Here is a 17,391-nt window from a genome sequence, read left to right as displayed (position 1 = left end):
GAACATTCGGTAGGAGCCGTCAGTGTGGCCAAAACCCCGCGCGGGCGGTATACGCCCGAATACGCGGATGCCTCCGTAGCGCTACGGAGGACCTCGATCCAGCAACGTGGCGTACTGGCGGATCAACTGCGCCAGCGAATCGGCTTCCAACTTGGCAAAGACATTGGCGCGGTAGGTTTCCACCGTGCGAGGCGACAGGTCGAACTCGCGCGCGATTTCTTTATTGCTCAGGCCTTGCACGATGCGTTCCAGCACCTCGTGTTCGCGCCCCGACAGCCGCGCCAGCCGTTCGGCGGCGGCTTGCGTCACAGCCAACCGTTCGCGGCTGGCGATGTGGGTGCGTACGGCGGCCTGCACGGCGTCCAGGAACACGTCGTCATCCACGGGCTTTTGCAGGAATTCCATGGCGCCGCCCTTGAAGGCGCGGCGGCACAGGTCGACGTTGGCGTGCCCGGTCAGCATGACCACGGGCAAGTCGGATTGTTCGGCCAGCCGGCTCAGCACGTCCAGCCCACTGATGCCGGGCATGCGGATATCCAGCACGACGCAGCCGATGGCGCTGGGAACCAACTGCGCCAAAAAGGCCAACGGATCGCCGAAACCGGCACTGCGCAGGCCGACGCTGCGCAACAGCAGCGCCAGCCCGTCCCGCACGGCGTCGTCGTCGTCGACCAGATAAACCTGGGGCGAAAGCGCCAGGGTGCGCGCGTCGGTGGCGGTCATGCGGAGGCTCCTGAACGCGGCAGGCTGACGGTGAAGCAGGCGCCGCAAGGGTGGAGGTTGCGGGCAGCGATGCGGCCGTCCATGGCGCCGGCCAGCGTGTCGCACAGCGCCAGCCCCAGGCCCATGCCCTGCGGTCGCGTGGTGTAGAACGGCGCGAACAGGCGCGGCAGCGCGTCGGCCGCAATGCCCGCCCCGGTATCAGTCACGATGAACAGGTAGTCGTCGCCTTCGGCGCGGCCTTCGATCTGGATGTGGCGCGGGCCATCGGCACCCGCCAGCGCATCCGCGGCGTTTTGAACAAGATTGTGCAGGATTTGCTCTAGCGCCACGCGGTCGCCCAGCGGCTGCGCGCCAGGGCTGGCGTTGTGCCACCCGAGGCGGATGCCTTGCCGGGCCAGGTCCGGTTCGCGCAGAAAGCGCAAGGACGCCACCAGCGCGTCCGGATCCAGGGCCTGGCGCTGCGCCGGCGAACTGGGCTGCACCAGGGCGCGCAGGCGGCTGATGATGTCGGCGGCGCGTTTGGCTTGTTCAGAGCTGGCCAGCAGGGCATGGCGCACGGCGGGCCGTTCGTCATCGTCGTCCAGCAGGCGGTCGGCGGCGCGCGTATGCGCCAGAATGGCGGTCAGGGGTTGGTTCAGTTCATGTGCGATGCCCGCGGCCATTTCGCCCAGCGTGCTCAAGCGGGCCATCGCCGCCAACCGCACCTGTTCCTGCTGCCGGCGCGCGTCGGCGCGCGAGCGCTGCCACGCCGCCGCGCCGGCCACGAGCAACGCGCTGGCCACGGCCCACGCCAGCCAGGCCAGCCATGGCCAGTAGCCGGGCGTCGCCGTGCGCGTGCTGCGCATCTGGAAAGGCTGGCTGATTGCACCCAGCGGTTTCTGCAGGCTCATCGTTAATCCCAACGCGTCAGCCGGCTGCTTGTCCAGCAGCGGCAAAGGAACGCGGTCCACCGTCAGGCTCAGGTTGGCCAAGCCCGGCGGGAAGTCGGCGGCGGGCACCAGTTGGCGGGCATCCAGCAGCAGGCTCCAGCTGGACGGCGCGATCAACCAGTACTGCGCGGTGTCTACCGGCAAGGCGACGGGCCGCCCGATCTGGCGCGCGCGTTCCCGCGCGGCGGCCCAGCCGGGGGGCGCGGCCGTGCTGCCCGACCACGCGCCGTCGGCCAAATAGCCCAGGCCCAACAATTGCGGCAGGGCAGGTTGCAGGCTGGGGTACAGGCGCTCGGGCGCGGGCGGATGCGACAGCGCCGTTAACGTGGCCAACACGGCTTCGTGCTGCACCGTCTTTTGGCTCAGCATGCGCTGGGCAATGCTGGTGCTTTGGAAGAAGCGGTCGTACTGGTCGACGTATTCCTGGCGGGCGATCCAGGCGGCGCCCAGGCAGAACAGGAACAGCCAGCAGAAGAGGGCGCGCGTGCGCGATAAGAGGTTCACGCCTGAAATTATGCCTTGCGGCCAGCGCGGACAGGAATCCGTAGGGCTACGGAGGACTCAGGCGACGCGCTTGCCCGGATCCGCGCCCGCAGCCGCCTGCGAGCTGGCGGATACCGCCATCTGGTACAGCGCCGCCACCAGATCGGACTGGGTGATCAGCCCTTGCAAGGTGCGCGACGCGTCCAGCACCGGCACGCAGTGCAGGCTGTCGGACATGGGGCGCGCCAGTTCGATCACGGGCAAGCCGGGCGTGGCGAAAGGCACTTCGCTGCGCATGCAGTCGGCCACCCGCAGGTCGAAGGTCGGAACGCCGTCGACGGTGGCGGTCACCAGCCGGCTCTTGCGCGCCAGCACGTCTCCCTGCGCCAGCATGCCGGCATAGCGGCCGGCCGAATCCAATACCGGCAGCGCCTGCAGGCGGTGCTTGTCGAACAGCCGGATCGCGTCGTCCAGCGGGTCTTGCTCCTGCACGGTGACGACGTCGCGCGACATGATGTCGGCGCAGGACACGTCGCCGAAGCGGCGCAGGCTGGCGCGCAGCTCGGCGGCCAACACGATGTCTTCCAGGTCTTCTTTGCTGATGTCCAGCAGTTCGCCGCGTTGGGACAGGGCGTCGTCCAGATCCGCGCGGCTAAAGCCCAGCCGGGCGCTGGGCGCGGCGTCGCGGGTGTGGTGGCCCGGGGCCGGGTCGGCGTGGCGGCGGGGATAGTTGCGCTTGAGCGCGCCATTGAATGCCACGGCGATGCACAGCAGGATCAGGGAATTCAATCCCACCGGCCACAGCGCGAAGCCGTAGCCCAGGCTGGCGACGGAAGGTCCGCCCAACACCGCGGTCAACGCGACGGCGCCACTGGGCGGATGCAGGCACCGCAGGCTGAACATGGCGCCGATGGCCAGCGCCACCGCGACGGCGGCGGCCACGCCTGGCATCGGGATCATTTGCGCGCAGAACACGCCGATCAGGGCGGACACCAGGTTGCCTGCCAGGATGGACCAGGGTTGGGCCAGCGGGCTGGCGGGCGCGGCGAACAGCAGCACGGCGGATGCGCCCATCGGGGCGATGAACCACGGGTTGGCGCTGCCCAGCGCGTGGTGCCCCACCCATTCCGTGCAGAACAGCCCGACAAGCGCGCCCACGGCGCCATACAGCTTCTCGCGCCGGTTGACGCCGACAGGCGCCGGCGCGAACGCGCTCAGCCAGCGCTTGATTGCCACACCCAAAACGATCTCCTTGCATGCCTTAAATATGTCGGGGGACGACAATTTATCACGCGGCGGTGGGGCACCGCGAGTCGTGGTCGGGGGATTCAGACGGGGTCGTCGCCGATGCGAGTCAGCAGGCGGGCCAGCAGGGGCCGCATGGCGCGCAGTTCCTCCAGGTGCGAGGCGGACAGGCTTTCCAGCACGCGTTCGGCTTTAGGGGTCAGCACGACTTCGACGCGGCGGCCGTCTTCGGGGTCGGCCTCGCGGCTGACCAGGTCCAGCCGGGCCAGGCGGCCGACCAGTTCGGCCGCCGTGTGCGGGCGGATCAACAGGCGGTCGGCGATTTCGCCCACATACAGGCCGCGCCGGCCAGACGGGCTTTTGCCGGTGCCCTTGATGGCCAGCAAGGTCTGGTGCTGCTGCGGGGTCAGTGCCAGTTCCGCGGCGGCGCCTTCACTGAAGGCGGCGAACATGCGCAACGCGTAGCGGAAGTCGGCCAGCAGTTCGTAATCAGCGGGCGACAGCGGAGTGGGGGACGGAGAGGTTTTCACCCGCCGATTCTAATATATGTCGGGATACGATATAAATGATCTGGCGCAAACCCCGGCGCTTTCTTCGTGTTGTTTTCTTGAATTTCCGTATCGACGCACGCTGGCGGGACGCGTACCCATCGTGGATCGCGCGACGGGCCGCCTGGTCATCGTGGGCCGCAAGGACCTGTTCCGTTCGCGCGCGCGCCGGCTGCGCGACGAAAGCGAACGCATGGCGTACTTCCGCCGCGCCCCGTGACGGTGTTGGCGTTATCCGCCGCCGTTTGCCGCCCGTAGTTCCCACAGCACATCCAGCACATGGCGGGTGGCCTGTTCCACCTTTTCCGCCCGGTGCGCGATGCCCAGCGGGCGCCATAACGCGGGCCGCAGCGGGCGCATGACGATGCGCGGATCCGGTTGGGGCGCGGTGGCTTCGTGCGGCAGCAACGTGGCGCCGTAGCCGGCCGCCACCAGGCTTTTGATCGCGTCGTTGTAGTTCAGCTGGATACGGGCGCGTGGGTTCAAGCCGGCGTTGGCGAACCATTCGCCGGTCTGGCGCGATAGCCGTGTCGTGGCGTCGTTCAGGATCAGCGGCCGATCCGCCAGCCAGGCCGGCGTGACGCGCGCCGGCGCTGCCCAACTGGCGGGCAGGAATGCCATGACCGGGTCGCGCCGCCAGGGCTTGAGCACCAGCCCGTCCAGGGGCGGTTGCGGCAGCGCCACCAGCCCCACGTCCAGCGTGCCGTCATGCAGGCGCTGCAACGTTTCCTGAGAGGTCAGCACCGCGACTTGCACGTCGATGCCGGGGTGATGGCGGCCCAGCGACTCCAGCGCCTGGGGCAGCAGATGGGCGATGGCGCCGGTGGATGCGCCTAGCCGCACGCGGCCGGACAGGCCCTGTACCTGCCGCTGCACGTCGTCCAGGGCCTGGTCGGCCTCGGCCAGCAGGCGGCGTGCGCGTTCCAGCAGCGTGTCGCCGATCGAGGTAGGCCGCACCTGCCCCCGCTTGCGGGTCAGCAGCGGGGCGCCGATGCGGGCTTCCAGGTCGGCTACGTGCAGGCTGACGGTAGGGGGCGCCAGATGCAGCGCGCGGGCGGCGTCCGCGAACGACCCCAGGTCGGCAATGGCCACCAGGGTACGCAAGCGGTCCAGGCTGATTTCTCGCATCGGCTTATCGTTCAGAAAACGTGAATTCGACAGTCATGATATTCGACTTTTCTTATGTTGAGACCCGATCGATGATACGGACTTGTCACTACCATTCTCACCTCCCGAACGGGACGGAGCACGCCATGACCCATCCTCTTGTTTTCATCGACGGCGACCAAGGCACGACGGGCCTGCAGATTCATGAACGGTTGCACGGCCGGACTGATCTGCGCCTGCTGACGCTGCCCGAGGCCGAACGCAAGGATCCGCAGCGCCGCGCCGAAGCGATCAATGCCAGCGACGTGGCCATCCTGTGCCTGCCCGACGAGGCGGCGCGCCAGGCGGCGGCCTCCGTCGTCAACCCCAAGGTGCGCGTAATCGACGCCAGTTCGGCGCATCGCACGACGCCGGGTTGGGTGTACGGCTTTCCGGAGATGGAAGCGGCCCAGGCGGAGAAGATCGCCCGTGCCACGCGCGTCACCAACCCGGGCTGCTATCCGACCGGGGCCATTGCCTTGCTGCGCCCGTTGATTCACGCCGGACTGGTGCCGGCGGACTACCCGGCCGTGGTGCACGCGGTATCGGGCTATTCGGGCGGCGGCCGCGCCAGCGTGGAGGCTTATGAAGGACCGGATGGCGCGAAAGGTCCGGCCTTCCAGCTGTATGGGCTGAGCCTGGCGCACAAACACACGCCCGAGATCGAAGCGCACGCCGGCCTGACGCAACGGCCCGTGTTCGTGCCGGCCTACGGCGCGTTCCGCCAAGGCATCGTGCTGACGATTGCGCTGCATTTGCGTCTGTTGCCGGCGGGCGTCACGCGCCAGCGGCTGCATGATTGCCTGCAACAGCACTACGCAGGCACGGCGCACGTGCAGGTGGTGGACAACCTGGAAGCCCAGGGCCACACCCATCTGGATCCGCAGGCGCTTAATGGCACCAACGATTTGCGCCTGGCCGTCTACGGTAACGAGGCACATGGCCAGGTGCTGCTGACCGCGGTGTTCGACAACCTGGGCAAGGGCGCGTCGGGCGCGGCGGTGCAGAACCTGAACCTGATGCTGGCCGCATAGTCTTGTCCTGCGGCAGGGGTCACCGCGCCGCAGGTATCACCATTTCATTTCGCCCTTGGCGACCTTGGCGCTGATGTCCAGCGATGCCGCCGCGCCAGACTGGGGATATTGCGCCTTCATCGCGGCGATCAACGCGGTGCCGTCGGCGGCCTTGGCGGTTTGCTGGTCGAACGCGCGGATATAGCCTTGCGTGTAGCGGACCGATTCCAGGTTCAGCGGGGCGCCCGGTGCATAGTGGCCGGGTATGACGGTAACGGGGGCCAGCTTTTCAATGCGGGCCAGCGTGGCCAGCCAGTCCTGGTGCGATTGCGGCGTTTGCGTGTCGGCCATCCAGACGTGCAGATTGCCGAACACCACCACGCCACCCACCACGGCCTTAAGCGACGGGATCCATACGAAACTGCGGTCCGGTTGCGGGCCGTCGAGCCCGGTGACTTGCAGCGTCTTGCCTTCAAGCGTCAGTGTGCGGCCGGGCAGCACTTGCGGGATGACGGCCTTGGAAGGCGCGTCGGCGCCCAGCTTCGGGCCCCAGAACGCGAGCTTGCCGTCCACGGTTTCCTTGATGTGCCGCACGGTCGGTTCGGTGGCCACGACGCGGGCGTCGGGGAAGGCGGCCAGCACCGTGTCCAGGCCGAAATAAAAGTCGGGGTCGCCGTGGCTGATGTAGATGGTGGTCAGTTTCTTGCCGCTGGCGCGCACCATCTGCACGACTTTCTCGGCTTGTGATTTGCCGAACTGGGCGTCGATCAGGATGGCTTCATGCTGGCCGCTGACCAGCACCGAAGACACCTGGAAAATCGCGTCGTTGCCGGGATTGAAATGGGTCAGCGCAAGGTCGGTTCCTGCGGCGTGAAGCGGGGCGACCAGCATGGCGAGCGTGACGGTTTGCAGCAGGCGGCGCAGGGAAGAAAGGCGGGGCATGGCGGGCTCTCGGACGGAAGTGAGTGAAAGTGGAGCCAGTCTAGTTGCATGAAACGTTCGGATCTATCCGCGCTTTCGGCTGAGTCTGTTGCATATATCGTTCATATCAACCGGGCTTCTCGTCAGCCAGGGTGGTTTCGACCAGATTGCGCAGCCACATCGTGCCAGGATCGTTTTCGAAGCGCGGATGCCAGTGCACCGTAACGCACAAGGGCGGCAGCGCGATGGGCAGGGGGCGGATGTGGAAGGCGTTGTCGCGGTTGAACCAGAGGGCTGCGCGAAAGGGCAGCGTGACGGTCAGGTCGGTGCGGCGCACGATCTCGGCGGCGGCGGAAAAGTGCGGCAGTGTCAAATAGGGCTGACGGTGCAGGCCGGCTTCGCCCAGCACGTCGTCCAACAGGCGGTGCGCACTGCCGCGCGCCGCCACCAGGATATGGTCCAGGCGCTTGAACTGGCCGCGCGTCAGGCCGGCCGACAACACCGGATGGCCGCGCCGGCCCATGCAGGCGTAGCGCTCGCTGAACAGGTCGGCATGGCGGGTGTGGCGGCCCAGTCCCGCCAGATTGCCGATGGCCAGGTCGATCTCGCCGTCCTTTAGCGCCTGCGGCAACTGTTCCAGCGCGATCTCGACCACTTCGACTCGTAAGCGCGGGGCCAGCGCATGGACGCGTTCCATCAGTACCGGCAGGAAGACCATTTCACCGATGTCGGACATCGACAGCCGGAAACGGCGGGTGCTGGTGGCCGGGTCGAACCGCTGGCGCAGATTGACCGCTTCGGCAAAGCTGTTCATGCCGCGTTCGATGGGGCCCGCCAGCGCAAATGCGATTGGCGTGGGTTGCATTCCCGTGGCCGTGCGCACGAAGAGCGGGTCGTCGAAGCGCTCGCGCAGCCGGGCCAGCGCATAGCTGACGGCGGGCTGCGTGAGGTTCAGGCGTTGCGCCGCACGCGTGACGCTGCGTTCATGCAGCACGATCAGGAAAACCCGCATGAGATTCAGGTCGAAGTCCACGCATGCCCTTGATATCAATGTGATTTATAAGATAAATAATACCCATAAATTTGACACATAAATAGTTGATTCTTAGACTAATTTCTCAGAGCCGCGCCGCCTTGGCAGCGGCCGCGCCACCGGGGAAATCGTCGCCATGCATGCGTTGACATTGCCGTCGTTGTTGGTTGAGCAGGGCGCCCGTCTGGGCGAGCGCGTATGGGTGCAGGCGCCGGGCGGCGTCCTGCGCTTCGGCGATGCGCCGGACCACGCGGCAAGCTGGGCCGCGCGCCTGGCGTCGGTTGGCGTGGGGCGGGGCGACCGCGTGGGCCTGATGTCGGGCAACCGGCACGAGTTCCTGTCCGTGGTGCTGGGTTGCGGCTGGCTGGGCGCGGTGGTGGTGCCCATCAACACCGCGTCGCGCGGCATGCAGCTTCGGCACATGTTGGCCAATAGCGGATGCGTGCTGCTGGTGGCGGACGCGGCGTCCTGCGCGGCCGTGTCGGCGTTGGCCGACACGGAATCTGTTGCCGGCTTGGCGCTGCGCGCCATCTGGCTGCTGGACGCGGCCGCGCCGGTCGCCGGCCTGCCCGCGCCGGCCAGTCCACCACCGTCGCCGCCGGATGCGCCGCTGCCGCCGGCCGCCGACATCCGCCCTGGCGACATGCTGGCAATCTTGTACACCTCGGGCACATCGGGCCTGTCCAAGGGCGTGTGCTGCCCGCATGCGCAGTTCTATTGGTGGGGCACGATCGCGGCGCGCAACCTGGAGATCCGCGACGCCGATGTGCTCTACACCAGCCTGCCGCTGTTTCACACCAACGCGTTGAACGCCTGTTTCCAGGCGCTGGTGACGGGCGCTTCCATCATTTGCGACGAGCGTTTCTCGGCCAGCCGCTACTTCGATCGGCTGGAAGCCACCGGCGCGACCGTGACGTATCTGTTGGGGGCGATGGTGCCGATGCTGCTCGCGCATGAACCGACGGCGGCGGAGCGCCGGCACCGCACGCGCATCGCCTTGGCGCCCGGCGTGCCCGAGCGCTTCCATGGCGCCTTCACCGAACGTACCGGCATTGCGCTGCTGGAGGGCTACGGGTCCACCGAAACCAATTTCGCACTGGGCGGGACGCTGGCCGAACAACGACCCGGCACCATGGGCCGCGTTGCGCCCGAATTCGACGCGATGGTGGCCAACGAGGACGACGCGCCGGTGCCGGACGGCGAACCGGGCGAACTGCTGTTGCGCGCCAGGCCGCCGTTCGCGGTGGCGACGGGCTACTTCGGCATGGACGACAAGACGGTCGAAGCCTGGCGCAACCTGTGGTTCCACACGGGCGACCGCGTGGTCCGCGACGCCGACGGTTATTTCAGATTCCTGGACCGCACGAAGGACGCCATCCGCCGCCGGGGCGAGAACATTTCGTCCTACGAGGTGGAACAAGTGCTGCTCGCGCATCCGGCCGTGGCGGTCGTGGCGGTTTATGCCGTGCGCTCGGAGCTGGCCGAAGACGAAGTGATGGCGGCGGTGGTCTACAAGCCCGGCCAATCGTTGACGCATGCGGCGCTGCTGGATTTCTGCCAGCCCCGCATGCCGTATTTCGCCGTGCCGCGCTATCTGCGCGTGCTGGACGATCTGCCGCGCACCGAGAACGGCAAGGTCCGCAAGTTCCGCTTGCGGGAAGAAGGCGTCACCGGCGACACCTGGGACCGGGACGCCGCCGGCTATCGCGTGGCGCGATAGCGCTAACCGGCGCATCTCGCGCCATTGATCCATTCAAAAATCCAAGGGGCGGCAATGACGATGGCATACGAGGGGGCGGCGTTGTCCGCTGGCGACGAGGCGAAAAGAAAGCGAACCCGGCGCGTGGTGATGGCCTCGGTCGCGGGCAACGCGATGGAGTGGTACGACTTCTTCATCTACGGCACGGCGGCGGCGCTGGTGTTCGGAGAACTCTTCTTTCCCAAAGGGACCGACCCGTTGCTGGGCACGATGGGCGCGTTCGCGGGTTTCGCGGTGGGCTTTTTGGCGCGACCCCTGGGTGGGGTGGTGTTCGGCCACATCGGCGACCGCTATGGCCGCAAGCTGGCGCTGGAATGGACGCTGGGACTGATGGGCGCGGCGACGTTCCTCATTGGCCTGCTGCCGACCTACGACCAGGTTGGATTCTGGGCGCCGGTGGCGATGGTGGTCCTGCGCATCTTGCAGGGCGCGGCCGCGGGCGGCGAATGGGGCGGCGGCGTGTTGCTGATCAGCGAGGCCGTTGGCGGCAAGCGGCGCGGGTATTTCTCGTCGTTCAGCCAGCTGGGCGTGGCGGGCGGCTTCGTGCTGTCGTCAGCCGTCTTCATGCTGGCCCAGCAATTGCCGCAAGAGTCGTTCATGAGCTGGGGATGGCGCTTGCCGTTCCTGCTTAGCGTGCTGATCTTTGGCGTGGGCCTGTACATCCGCAAGCACATTCCCGAAAGTGAAGAATTCGTGCAGGCCAAGAAGACGGCTAAGCGCGGCATGCCCGCCGTGGAAGTCTTCCGCCGCTATCCGCGCCAGGTCCTGACCGCGATGGGGTTGCGCGTGGCCGAGAACGGCGGGTCATACATTTTCCTGGCGTTTGCGCTGGCCTACGGAAAATTCCTGGGCATCCCTAATGACGTCATGCTGGGCGGTGTGCTGGCATCCATGTTCGTCGAATTGGGGTCGCTGGTGTGGTTCGGCCATCTGTCCGACCGCATCGGGCGCCGCACGGTGTACCTGATCGGTTCAGCCGGGCTGTTGCTGGTGGCGTTTCCGTTCTTCTGGCTGGTGCAGACCAAGGAACCCGTCTGGATCTTCCTGGCCTTCTTTCTGGGCAACACGGTGTGCCATGCCGCCATGATCGGCACGCAGCCCGCGTACTTCGCGGAACTGTTCCCGGCCGAAGTCCGCTATACCGGCCTGGCGCTGGGGCATGAACTGGCGTCGGTGTTCGCGGGCGGCTTGTCGCCGTTGATCGCGATGGCGCTGCTGCGCAAGTATGAATCGGCCACGCCGGTCGCGTGGTTCCTGGTGGGCATGGCCGCCATCACGGTGGTCACCTTGCTGCTGACGCGCGAGCCGCCCCGCGAGGACTCGGAATGAGCGTGGCCCGTGGTCCCGGCATCGTCAGCGTGGGCGAAACGCCGTCGCTGCGCCACCCCGACGCGTCGTGCAGTACCGCTGGACTGATGGCGCAGGCCATTGGCGAAGCGCTGCGCAGCGCGGGCCTGGCCCCGGCGGATGTGGACGGGCTGGGCGTGGCGTCGTTCACGCTGCGCCCCGACCGGGCTATCGATTTGGCCTGGCGCTTGGGGCTGCGGCTGAACTGGTGCATGCAGGACGAAATGGGCGGCGCCAGCGCCATCAATCTGCTGCGCCAGGCGTGGCTGGCGTTGGAAGCCGGGCAGGCCGACACCATCGTGCTGGTGTCGGGCGACCATTTCACCGGCGCGGATTTCGCGGGGCTGGTGCGCGGCTACAACCGCAGCGCGCAAGATTATCTCAGCCCGCTGGGCTGCGAAGGGCCGAACCCGCTTTTCGCCATGCTGACGCAGCGGCAAATGGCGCGCACGGGTTTGCGCCGCGAAGACTATGGCGCCCTGTGCGTGGCGCAACGGCAGTGGGCGGCCGAAAACCCGAATGCCGCATATCGCCAGCCGCTGACCCTGGCGCAATACCTGGACGCACCGCTGGTGGCGCCGCCGCTGGGCCGGCTGGATTGCGTGCCCGTCATCAGCGGGGCCAGCGCGTTGGTGCTGCGCGCGAGGCCGCAAGGCATCAGCGTGCGGTTGATCGCCAGCGACGGGCGCTATAACGCCGATCAGCAGGAAGGGGATGGTCTGCAAACCGGCATCGCCGAGTTCGCGCCGGCGCTGTGGCGCCGCGCGGGCGTGGGGCCGGAAGACATGGACGTCGTCAGCGTATACGACGACTATCCCGCCATGGCGCTGGCGCAATTGTGCGATCTGGGGTTTGCCGATGCGAACGATCTGCCGGGTTTTATCGCCCGGCGCATTGCCACGCGTTCCTTGCCCGTCAATACGGCGGGGGGCCAGCTGTCTGCGGGGCAGGCGGGCACGGCGGGCGGCATGCACGGGTTGGTCGAGGTCTCGCGGCAGTTGCTGGGTCAGGCAGGTGGGCGCCAATTGCGCGGGTTGCGATATGGCGTCGTCACCGGCTACGGCATGGTGCAGCTGCGCTACGGCATGTGTGCCAATGCCGCGGTGCTTGCAGCGGAGGAAGCATGAGCGCGAACGTCTTTGAATGCCAGGCATGCGGTCATCGCGTGTATCCCGCGCGCTTGTGGTGCCCGGCCTGCGGACAGGATCAGAACCAGGCGCGAGAAATCGCCGTGCAAGCTGCCGAATTGCTGGCGTGGACCGAGATGCCCGCCAAGCCGGGCGACGCGGCTTCCGCCGTTATTGCCACCGTGCGCGCCTTGCCTGACGGCCCCCAGATGGTGGTGCGGCTGGACGCGCCGCCCACCCATGCCGGCCAGCGCCTGCATCTCTTTGTGCGGATGACGCAGGGGCTGGCGTTGCCCTGGGCAAGCGCAACGCCGCACTGAGGCGCCGGTCAGCCGCCGTCCGCTTTCTGAATGGCTTCCAGGCGCTGCGCGAGCGACGCCGTGGACAGCTCGCCCACGCGCAAGTCGACCAAACGACCCTGCGCGTCCAGGAACAGCGTGGCGGGCAAGCCGCGGTTGCTGAACTTGCGCGAGGCAGCGCCTGTCGGATCCAGCAGCACGTTACGCAGGGAGGGCGCATGCTGCTCCAGGAACTTAGCCACGTCTGGCGGCGCCTCGGCCTGATTCAGGAACACGAAATTGACGTCGGGATTGGCGGCCTGCGCTTTGGCGAAAGCCGGCATTTCGCGGCGGCATGGCGGGCACCAACTGGCCCACAGATTGATGACCGTGGGTTTGCCGTGGAAGGCGGTCAGCGCGGCGGGCGCGCCGTCGACACCCTGCACGGCCAACGCGGCCAGTTCTGGCTGCGCTTGCGGCGTGGGCGCCAGCCAGCGTCCGCCGCCCACCCAGACGGCGCTTGCCAGCGCCAAGGCGCCCACCAGCGCGGCACGCGGGGCATGGCGCCGCAGGGCCGCGAACAGGGTGTAGGCCCAGGCGGCGGCCAGGCCGGCCCATCCGTGCCAGCCGCCGTCGCGCAGGTCCAGCACCTTCAGCGGATCAGGCAGGTAGTGTTCGCGGTACTGCCAGACGAAACTCAGCCGGGCCACCAGCAGGCCGATCAAGAGCGCCCGCCACAAGGCGGTGCTCAGGTCAGTGGCCAGATCACGTTGGCGGTTCAATAGGCGCGCCGCCAGCAGGCCCACGGCGGCGGCCGCGATCAGGAGGGCGAAGTCGGTGGGGATGACAAGCGGGCCAAGGCGCAGGGCGGGCATCATGCGCCCGCTCCGGTCAGATAGCGGGAGGTTGCGCCACGGTCATTGGTCTTCAGTTGCATGCTGCCTTCCCAAGTTAACGGGAAAGCCTATCATGCCGCGCCGAAAAGGGCGGCCAGGGCGCCGATCCGCATGCCCGGCGGGATGCCGATCAGGCTGACCAGCGCCGTGATCCGCAGGCGTTCCATCACGCCCCATCGCGGGTGATTCACCGCGCCTGGCCGGCCGGCGGCAGGACGCAGGCTGGCCTTCCATGGGCAGGTTCCGTAGTGACGCTAAAATGTCGGCTCTCGGCTGAATGCCCAGCCCCTCCGGCTTCTTCATTTTTGCGCCCCGCGCACCCATAACTATGAAAAAACTGACTGCTGTTCTTCTCGTGTCCGCAACCACGATGCTGACCGCTTGCGGCCCCAGCGACAACGCGCCCACCGCTGGCGCGCAGGCGCCGGCTGCCGCCAAGAAGGTCGTGGTGGGCCTGGACGACAATTTCCCGCCCATGGGTTTTCGTGACACGAGCAACCAGATCGTCGGTTTCGACATCGACATGGCCAAGGAAGCCAGCAAGCGCCTGGGGCTGGAAGTGGAATTCAAGCCGATCGACTGGAGCGCCAAGGAAGCCGAACTTAACGGCAAGCGGGTCGACGTCCTGTGGAACGGCCTGACCATCACCGAAGAGCGCAAGAAGAACATCAGCTTCACCGCGCCGTACATGGCCAACCACCAGATCATCATCGTCGGCAACGCCTCGCCCGTGAAGGCGAAGGCCGATCTGGCGGGCAAGACCGTGGGCGCGCAGGACGGCAGCAGCGCTACCGACGCCATCGCCAAGGACCCGGTTGCCGCCCAGATCAAGGAAGTGAAGAAATTCGGCGACAACGTCACGGCCTTGATGGACCTGGCCGCCGGTCGCCTGGACGCCATCGTCGTCGACGAAGTGGTGGGCCGCTACCTGATCAGCAAGCGCGCGGGCGAATACCGCGTGCTGGAAGAGAACTTCGGCACCGAAGACTACGGTGTGGGCGTGCGCAAGGACGACACCGAACTGTTGGGCAAGCTGGACAAGACGCTGGATTCGATGAAGCAGGACGGCACCGCCGGCCGCATCGCGACCCAGTGGTTCGGCGCCAACATCATCAAGTAAGCGAGCGGCGCGATCCACTGAATGGACTACGTACTCTCCCTGTTGGGGCCCATGGCGGAAGGCGCGAAAGTGACCTTGACGCTGTTTTTCATCACCTTGGCCCTGGCAGTGCCCCTGGGGCTGGTGCTGGCGCTGGCGCGTATTTCGAAATGGCCGCTGCTAAGCAGCCTGGTCAATGGCTACATCTGGCTGATGCGCGGCACGCCGCTGATGCTGCAGATGCTGTTCATCTATTTCGCGTTGCCGTTCGTGCCGGTGGTGGGCGTGCGCCTGCCGGATTTTCCGGCCGCCGTGGTGGCGTTCGCGCTGAACTACGCGGCGTATTTCGCCGAGATCTTCCGCGCCGGTATCCAGTCGGTGGACCGCGGCCAGTACGAAGGCAGCAAGGTGCTGGGCATGACCTACCTGCAGACGCTGCGCCGCATCGTGTTGCCCCAGATGGTGCAGCGCGTGCTGCCGCCGATGAGCAACGAGACCATCACGCTGGTGAAGGACACGTCGCTGATCTACGTGCTGGCGCTGAACGACATCCTGCGGACGGCGCGCGGCATCGTGCAGCGCGACTTCACGACCACGCCGTTCCTGGTCGCCGCCGCCTTCTATCTCCTCATGACGCTGGTGTTGACGTGGTTCTTCCAGCACATGGAAAAGCGCTATGCCAAATATGATCAGTGATCCGACGCCCGGCGCCGACGCGGCCGCGCGTCCCGTCATGATCCAGGCCCGCGGCATCATCAAGTCGTTCGGCGCCAACCGCGTACTGGACCAGGTGTCGCTGACCCTGGGCCAGGGCGAGGTCGTGGCGGTGATCGGCCCGTCGGGGTCGGGCAAGAGCACGTTCCTGCGGTGCCTGAACCATCTTGAGACCATCGACGAAGGCAGCATCGACATCGAAGGCGAAACCATGGCCCGCGCCGTCGCTGGCGGCCGCAGCCAGTACGCCAGCGACGCCGACGTGCGCCGCATCTGCCGCAAGATGGGCATGGTGTTCCAGTCGTTCAATCTGTTTCCGCACATGACGGTGCTGCAGAACATCATCGAAGCGCCGTTGACGGTGAAGGGCATGTCCAAGGCCCAGATCATTCCGAAAGCGGAAGAGCTGCTGCGCAAGGTCGGCCTGCTGAACAAACGCGACAACTATCCCACGCGCCTGTCTGGCGGCCAGAAGCAGCGCGTGGCGATCGCCCGCGCGCTGGCGATGGAACCCGACATCATGCTGTTCGACGAACCCACGTCCGCGCTGGACCCCGAACTGACGGGCGAGGTGCTGCGCACGATGAAGCAGTTGGCCGACGAGCGCATGACGATGCTGGTCGTCACGCACGAAATGGGCTTCGCCCGCGAAGTGGCGCACCGCGTCATTTTCATGGACGAGGGCCGCATCGTCGAGGAAGCCCCATCCGCGGACTTCTTCCGTGTCCCGCAGCACGCGCGCAGCCGGGAGTTCCTGGCGCATATGCTCTGATCCGGTGGCCGCTTGCGGCCTGGCATCGCCCGTAGCAGCCCGCCTTCCAGCGGGCTGTTTTGTTTTTAGTTCAGCTATCTTTTGAGGGATCAGGTAGTCTCCACATCATGGTAATTGTTGCCGCTAGTCCGTGATATTCTTGCCTGGATAAGAGATTAGTTTTTCTAAAGGAATGCGTCATGGGTGCCGTGCTGCCTTTGCTTGCCTTGCGAGCCTTTACCGAGACTGCGCGCCTGGGCAGCCTCAAAGCGGCCGCCGAGGCCCTGGGCGTGACGCCGGGCGCCGTCAGCCAGCAGATCCGCTTGCTGGAAGACCGGCTGGGCCTGGCGCTGTTCGTGCGCGAACGTCACGGCGTGCGCCTGACGCCCGCCGGCGCCAGCGCCTATCCCGGCTTGCTGCGTGCTTTCGACCAGATTGAAAAATCGTTGTCGCTGCTGGAGTCCTACGGCGCCCAGCGCACGCTGACGGTCAGCACGGTGCCGTCGTTCGCGTCGTCGTGGCTGGTGCCGCGCATCGGCCGGTTCTCGGCGTTGCATCCCGATATCGAAGTCAGGGTCGAGGCGTCGTCCAAGCTGGTGGACTTCAAGCGCGACCGCATCGACGTGGCGTTGCGCCATGGCTTGGGGCATTACCCGGGCTTGTCGACGTTCAGGCTGATGACGCCCGTGCTGCTGCCGGTGGCTAGTCCGGCCCTGCTGGCGCAAGGCCCGGCCATCCGATCGCCCGAAGATTGCCTGAAGTACCCGTTGCTGCAGGATTCCGACCGCGCCGATTGGGCGCTGTGGCTGCAGGCGCACGGGGTGGACGCCGGGGCCGACGCGCAGCGCGGCCCCAGTTTTGAAGACGACCTGCTGTTGCTGCGCGCGGCCGGCACGGGGCAGGGCATCGCGCTGGTGCAGGACACCCATGCCCGGGAAGACATCGATTCGGGCCGGCTGGCGCTGGCGCTGGACCGGCCTTGGCCGGCGCGGTTTGCGTACTACATCGTCAGCCGGCCGGACGCCGTGGCCCGGCCGGAAGTGCAGGCGTTCATCGACTGGGTGAAGGCCGAAGCGGCGCAACCGGCGCCCGCGCAATCCATGTTGGCGGCGGCCGAGAGCCGAGCGGCTGGCTGACGCCGCCCGGGTGCTGCGGCTGCGCGGCGCCTATCGCCGGCGCCTGTCCATTCCCGCAGGCTCCGGATGACTGAAAAAGGCAGCGTGGGGCGCGAAATTTCATGAGAAATCGACGCGGGGCTTTCCATAATGGCGCGAGCTTCCCTTTCTTTTGAATGCGTTTCCCCCAATCAGATGCCATTTGAGTCTTGCTTGCCCCTTTTGCCCCTGCTGGCCCGTTTTGCCGCCGCGTCCTGCAATCCG

At 66.8% G+C, this 17,391-nt stretch carries 17 protein-coding genes; 9 read left to right on the top strand and 8 right to left on the bottom strand.

The features are described from left to right. Nucleotides 1-81 precede the first annotated feature (81 nt). The 5 genes from ACI0FO_RS05520 to ACI0FO_RS05500 form a co-directional block, all read right to left on the bottom strand. Entirely contained in the window at nt 82-723 is a 642-nt protein-coding gene (locus ACI0FO_RS05520) for a response regulator transcription factor (protein WP_416024787.1), read from the bottom strand. Then, nucleotides 720-2,156, bottom strand: a complete 1,437-nt coding sequence (locus ACI0FO_RS05515) for a sensor histidine kinase (RefSeq protein ID WP_416024785.1) — start codon at nt 2,154-2,156, stop codon at nt 720-722. Before ACI0FO_RS05515 ends, ACI0FO_RS05520 begins: the two co-directional genes overlap by 4 nt. Before the next feature lie 57 nt (nt 2,157-2,213). Beyond that, nucleotides 2,214-3,377, bottom strand: a complete 1,164-nt coding sequence (locus ACI0FO_RS05510; RefSeq protein ID WP_416024784.1) for an HPP family protein — start codon at nt 3,375-3,377, stop codon at nt 2,214-2,216. A gap of 86 nt (nt 3,378-3,463) precedes the next feature. Further along, a complete protein-coding gene (locus ACI0FO_RS05505; RefSeq protein WP_416024782.1) occupies nt 3,464-3,910 on the bottom strand; it encodes a MarR family winged helix-turn-helix transcriptional regulator in 447 nt (148 codons plus the stop codon). A gap of 249 nt (nt 3,911-4,159) precedes the next feature. Then, nucleotides 4,160-5,056: a LysR family transcriptional regulator gene (locus ACI0FO_RS05500; protein ID WP_416024780.1), complete on the bottom strand. Its 897-nt coding sequence runs from the start codon at nt 5,054-5,056 to the stop codon at nt 4,160-4,162. A 125-nt stretch (nt 5,057-5,181) separates the two neighbouring features. Here ACI0FO_RS05500 and argC point away from each other — a divergent pair, with 125 nt between their 5' ends. Continuing rightward, on the top strand, nt 5,182-6,108 hold the full coding sequence (gene argC / locus ACI0FO_RS05495) for an N-acetyl-gamma-glutamyl-phosphate reductase (protein WP_416024778.1): 927 nt from the start codon (nt 5,182-5,184) through the stop codon (nt 6,106-6,108). 36 nt (nt 6,109-6,144) lie between these two features. Here argC and ACI0FO_RS05490 read toward each other — a convergent pair whose 3' ends face one another. Together ACI0FO_RS05490 and ACI0FO_RS05485 are read right to left on the bottom strand one after the other, a co-directional pair. After that, a complete protein-coding gene (locus ACI0FO_RS05490) occupies nt 6,145-7,029 on the bottom strand; it encodes an MBL fold metallo-hydrolase (RefSeq protein WP_416024776.1) in 885 nt (294 codons plus the stop codon). 106 nt (nt 7,030-7,135) lie between these two features. Then, nucleotides 7,136-8,041, bottom strand: a complete 906-nt coding sequence (locus ACI0FO_RS05485) for a LysR family transcriptional regulator (protein ID WP_416024774.1) — start codon at nt 8,039-8,041, stop codon at nt 7,136-7,138. A 136-nt stretch (nt 8,042-8,177) separates the two neighbouring features. Here ACI0FO_RS05485 and ACI0FO_RS05480 point away from each other — a divergent pair, with 136 nt between their 5' ends. From ACI0FO_RS05480 to ACI0FO_RS05465, 4 genes are read left to right on the top strand one after another with little or no spacing between them, the layout of a single operon-like run. Continuing rightward, nucleotides 8,178-9,761: an ATP-dependent acyl-CoA ligase gene (locus ACI0FO_RS05480; RefSeq protein ID WP_416024772.1), complete on the top strand. Its 1,584-nt coding sequence runs from the start codon at nt 8,178-8,180 to the stop codon at nt 9,759-9,761. A gap of 54 nt (nt 9,762-9,815) precedes the next feature. Then, nucleotides 9,816-11,129 carry an MFS transporter gene (locus ACI0FO_RS05475; protein WP_416024771.1) on the top strand — a complete coding sequence of 438 codons (1,314 nt, stop codon included), beginning with the start codon at nt 9,816-9,818 and terminating at the stop codon, nt 11,127-11,129. Next, nucleotides 11,126-12,274 carry a thiolase family protein gene (locus ACI0FO_RS05470; protein ID WP_416024770.1) on the top strand — a complete coding sequence of 383 codons (1,149 nt, stop codon included), beginning with the start codon at nt 11,126-11,128 and terminating at the stop codon, nt 12,272-12,274. Before ACI0FO_RS05475 ends, ACI0FO_RS05470 begins: the two co-directional genes overlap by 4 nt. Further along, nucleotides 12,271-12,594 (top strand): zinc ribbon domain-containing protein, encoded by a 324-nt coding sequence (locus ACI0FO_RS05465; RefSeq protein ID WP_416024768.1) that lies wholly within the window; start codon nt 12,271-12,273, stop codon nt 12,592-12,594. Before ACI0FO_RS05470 ends, ACI0FO_RS05465 begins: the two co-directional genes overlap by 4 nt. An 8-nt stretch (nt 12,595-12,602) precedes the next feature. On the opposite strand, the gene ACI0FO_RS05460 is transcribed toward ACI0FO_RS05465, so the two are convergent. Further along, on the bottom strand, nt 12,603-13,430 hold the full coding sequence (locus ACI0FO_RS05460) for a TlpA family protein disulfide reductase (RefSeq protein ID WP_416024766.1): 828 nt from the start codon (nt 13,428-13,430) through the stop codon (nt 12,603-12,605). Nucleotides 13,431-13,776: 346 nt separating this feature from the next. Between ACI0FO_RS05460 and ACI0FO_RS05455 the strand changes: the two genes are divergently transcribed. The 4 genes from ACI0FO_RS05455 (at nt 13,777) to gcvA (ending at nt 17,148) form a co-directional block, all read left to right on the top strand. After that, a complete protein-coding gene (locus ACI0FO_RS05455; RefSeq protein WP_416024764.1) occupies nt 13,777-14,568 on the top strand; it encodes an amino acid ABC transporter substrate-binding protein in 792 nt (263 codons plus the stop codon). Nucleotides 14,569-14,589: 21 nt separating this feature from the next. Further along, entirely contained in the window at nt 14,590-15,243 is a 654-nt protein-coding gene (locus ACI0FO_RS05450) for an amino acid ABC transporter permease (protein WP_006223039.1), read from the top strand. 37 nt (nt 15,244-15,280) lie between these two features. After that, the gene (locus ACI0FO_RS05445; RefSeq protein WP_416025653.1) at nt 15,281-16,033 is read left to right on the top strand and encodes an amino acid ABC transporter ATP-binding protein; all 753 of its coding nucleotides are present in this window, start codon (nt 15,281-15,283) and stop codon (nt 16,031-16,033) included. 179 nt (nt 16,034-16,212) lie between these two features. Next, on the top strand, nt 16,213-17,148 hold the full coding sequence (gene gcvA / locus ACI0FO_RS05440; protein ID WP_416024761.1) for a transcriptional regulator GcvA: 936 nt from the start codon (nt 16,213-16,215) through the stop codon (nt 17,146-17,148). The last annotated feature ends 243 nt before the right edge of the window (nt 17,149-17,391 follow it).

It is taken from the genome of Achromobacter marplatensis (assembly GCF_049060505.1).
In the GTDB taxonomy this organism is placed as follows: domain Bacteria; phylum Pseudomonadota; class Gammaproteobacteria; order Burkholderiales; family Burkholderiaceae_B; genus Achromobacter; species Achromobacter marplatensis_A.
The sequence above is the reverse complement of the archived record's forward strand: the minus strand, read 5'-3'. Positions and strand labels throughout refer to the sequence as shown.

Bases quoted from the DNA above. Each gene is read 5' to 3' on its own strand.
- ACI0FO_RS05520 (WP_416024787.1), bottom strand. From the start codon at position 723: ATGACCGCCACCGACGCGCGCACCCTGGCGCTTTCGCCCCAGGTTTAT.
- argC (WP_416024778.1), top strand. From the start codon at position 5,182: ATGACCCATCCTCTTGTTTTCATCGACGGCGACCAAGGCACGACGGGC.
- ACI0FO_RS05455 (WP_416024764.1), top strand. From the start codon at position 13,777: ATGAAAAAACTGACTGCTGTTCTTCTCGTGTCCGCAACCACGATGCTG.
- ACI0FO_RS05475 (WP_416024771.1), top strand. From the start codon at position 9,816: ATGACGATGGCATACGAGGGGGCGGCGTTGTCCGCTGGCGACGAGGCG.
- ACI0FO_RS05470 (WP_416024770.1), top strand. From the start codon at position 11,126: ATGAGCGTGGCCCGTGGTCCCGGCATCGTCAGCGTGGGCGAAACGCCG.
- ACI0FO_RS05450 (WP_006223039.1), top strand. From the start codon at position 14,590: ATGGACTACGTACTCTCCCTGTTGGGGCCCATGGCGGAAGGCGCGAAA.
- ACI0FO_RS05500 (WP_416024780.1), bottom strand. From the start codon at position 5,056: ATGCGAGAAATCAGCCTGGACCGCTTGCGTACCCTGGTGGCCATTGCC.
- ACI0FO_RS05480 (WP_416024772.1), top strand. From the start codon at position 8,178: ATGCATGCGTTGACATTGCCGTCGTTGTTGGTTGAGCAGGGCGCCCGT.
- ACI0FO_RS05445 (WP_416025653.1), top strand. From the start codon at position 15,281: ATGATCCAGGCCCGCGGCATCATCAAGTCGTTCGGCGCCAACCGCGTA.
- gcvA (WP_416024761.1), top strand. From the start codon at position 16,213: ATGGGTGCCGTGCTGCCTTTGCTTGCCTTGCGAGCCTTTACCGAGACT.
- ACI0FO_RS05465 (WP_416024768.1), top strand. From the start codon at position 12,271: ATGAGCGCGAACGTCTTTGAATGCCAGGCATGCGGTCATCGCGTGTAT.
- ACI0FO_RS05460 (WP_416024766.1), bottom strand. From the start codon at position 13,430: ATGATGCCCGCCCTGCGCCTTGGCCCGCTTGTCATCCCCACCGACTTC.
- ACI0FO_RS05490 (WP_416024776.1), bottom strand. From the start codon at position 7,029: ATGCCCCGCCTTTCTTCCCTGCGCCGCCTGCTGCAAACCGTCACGCTC.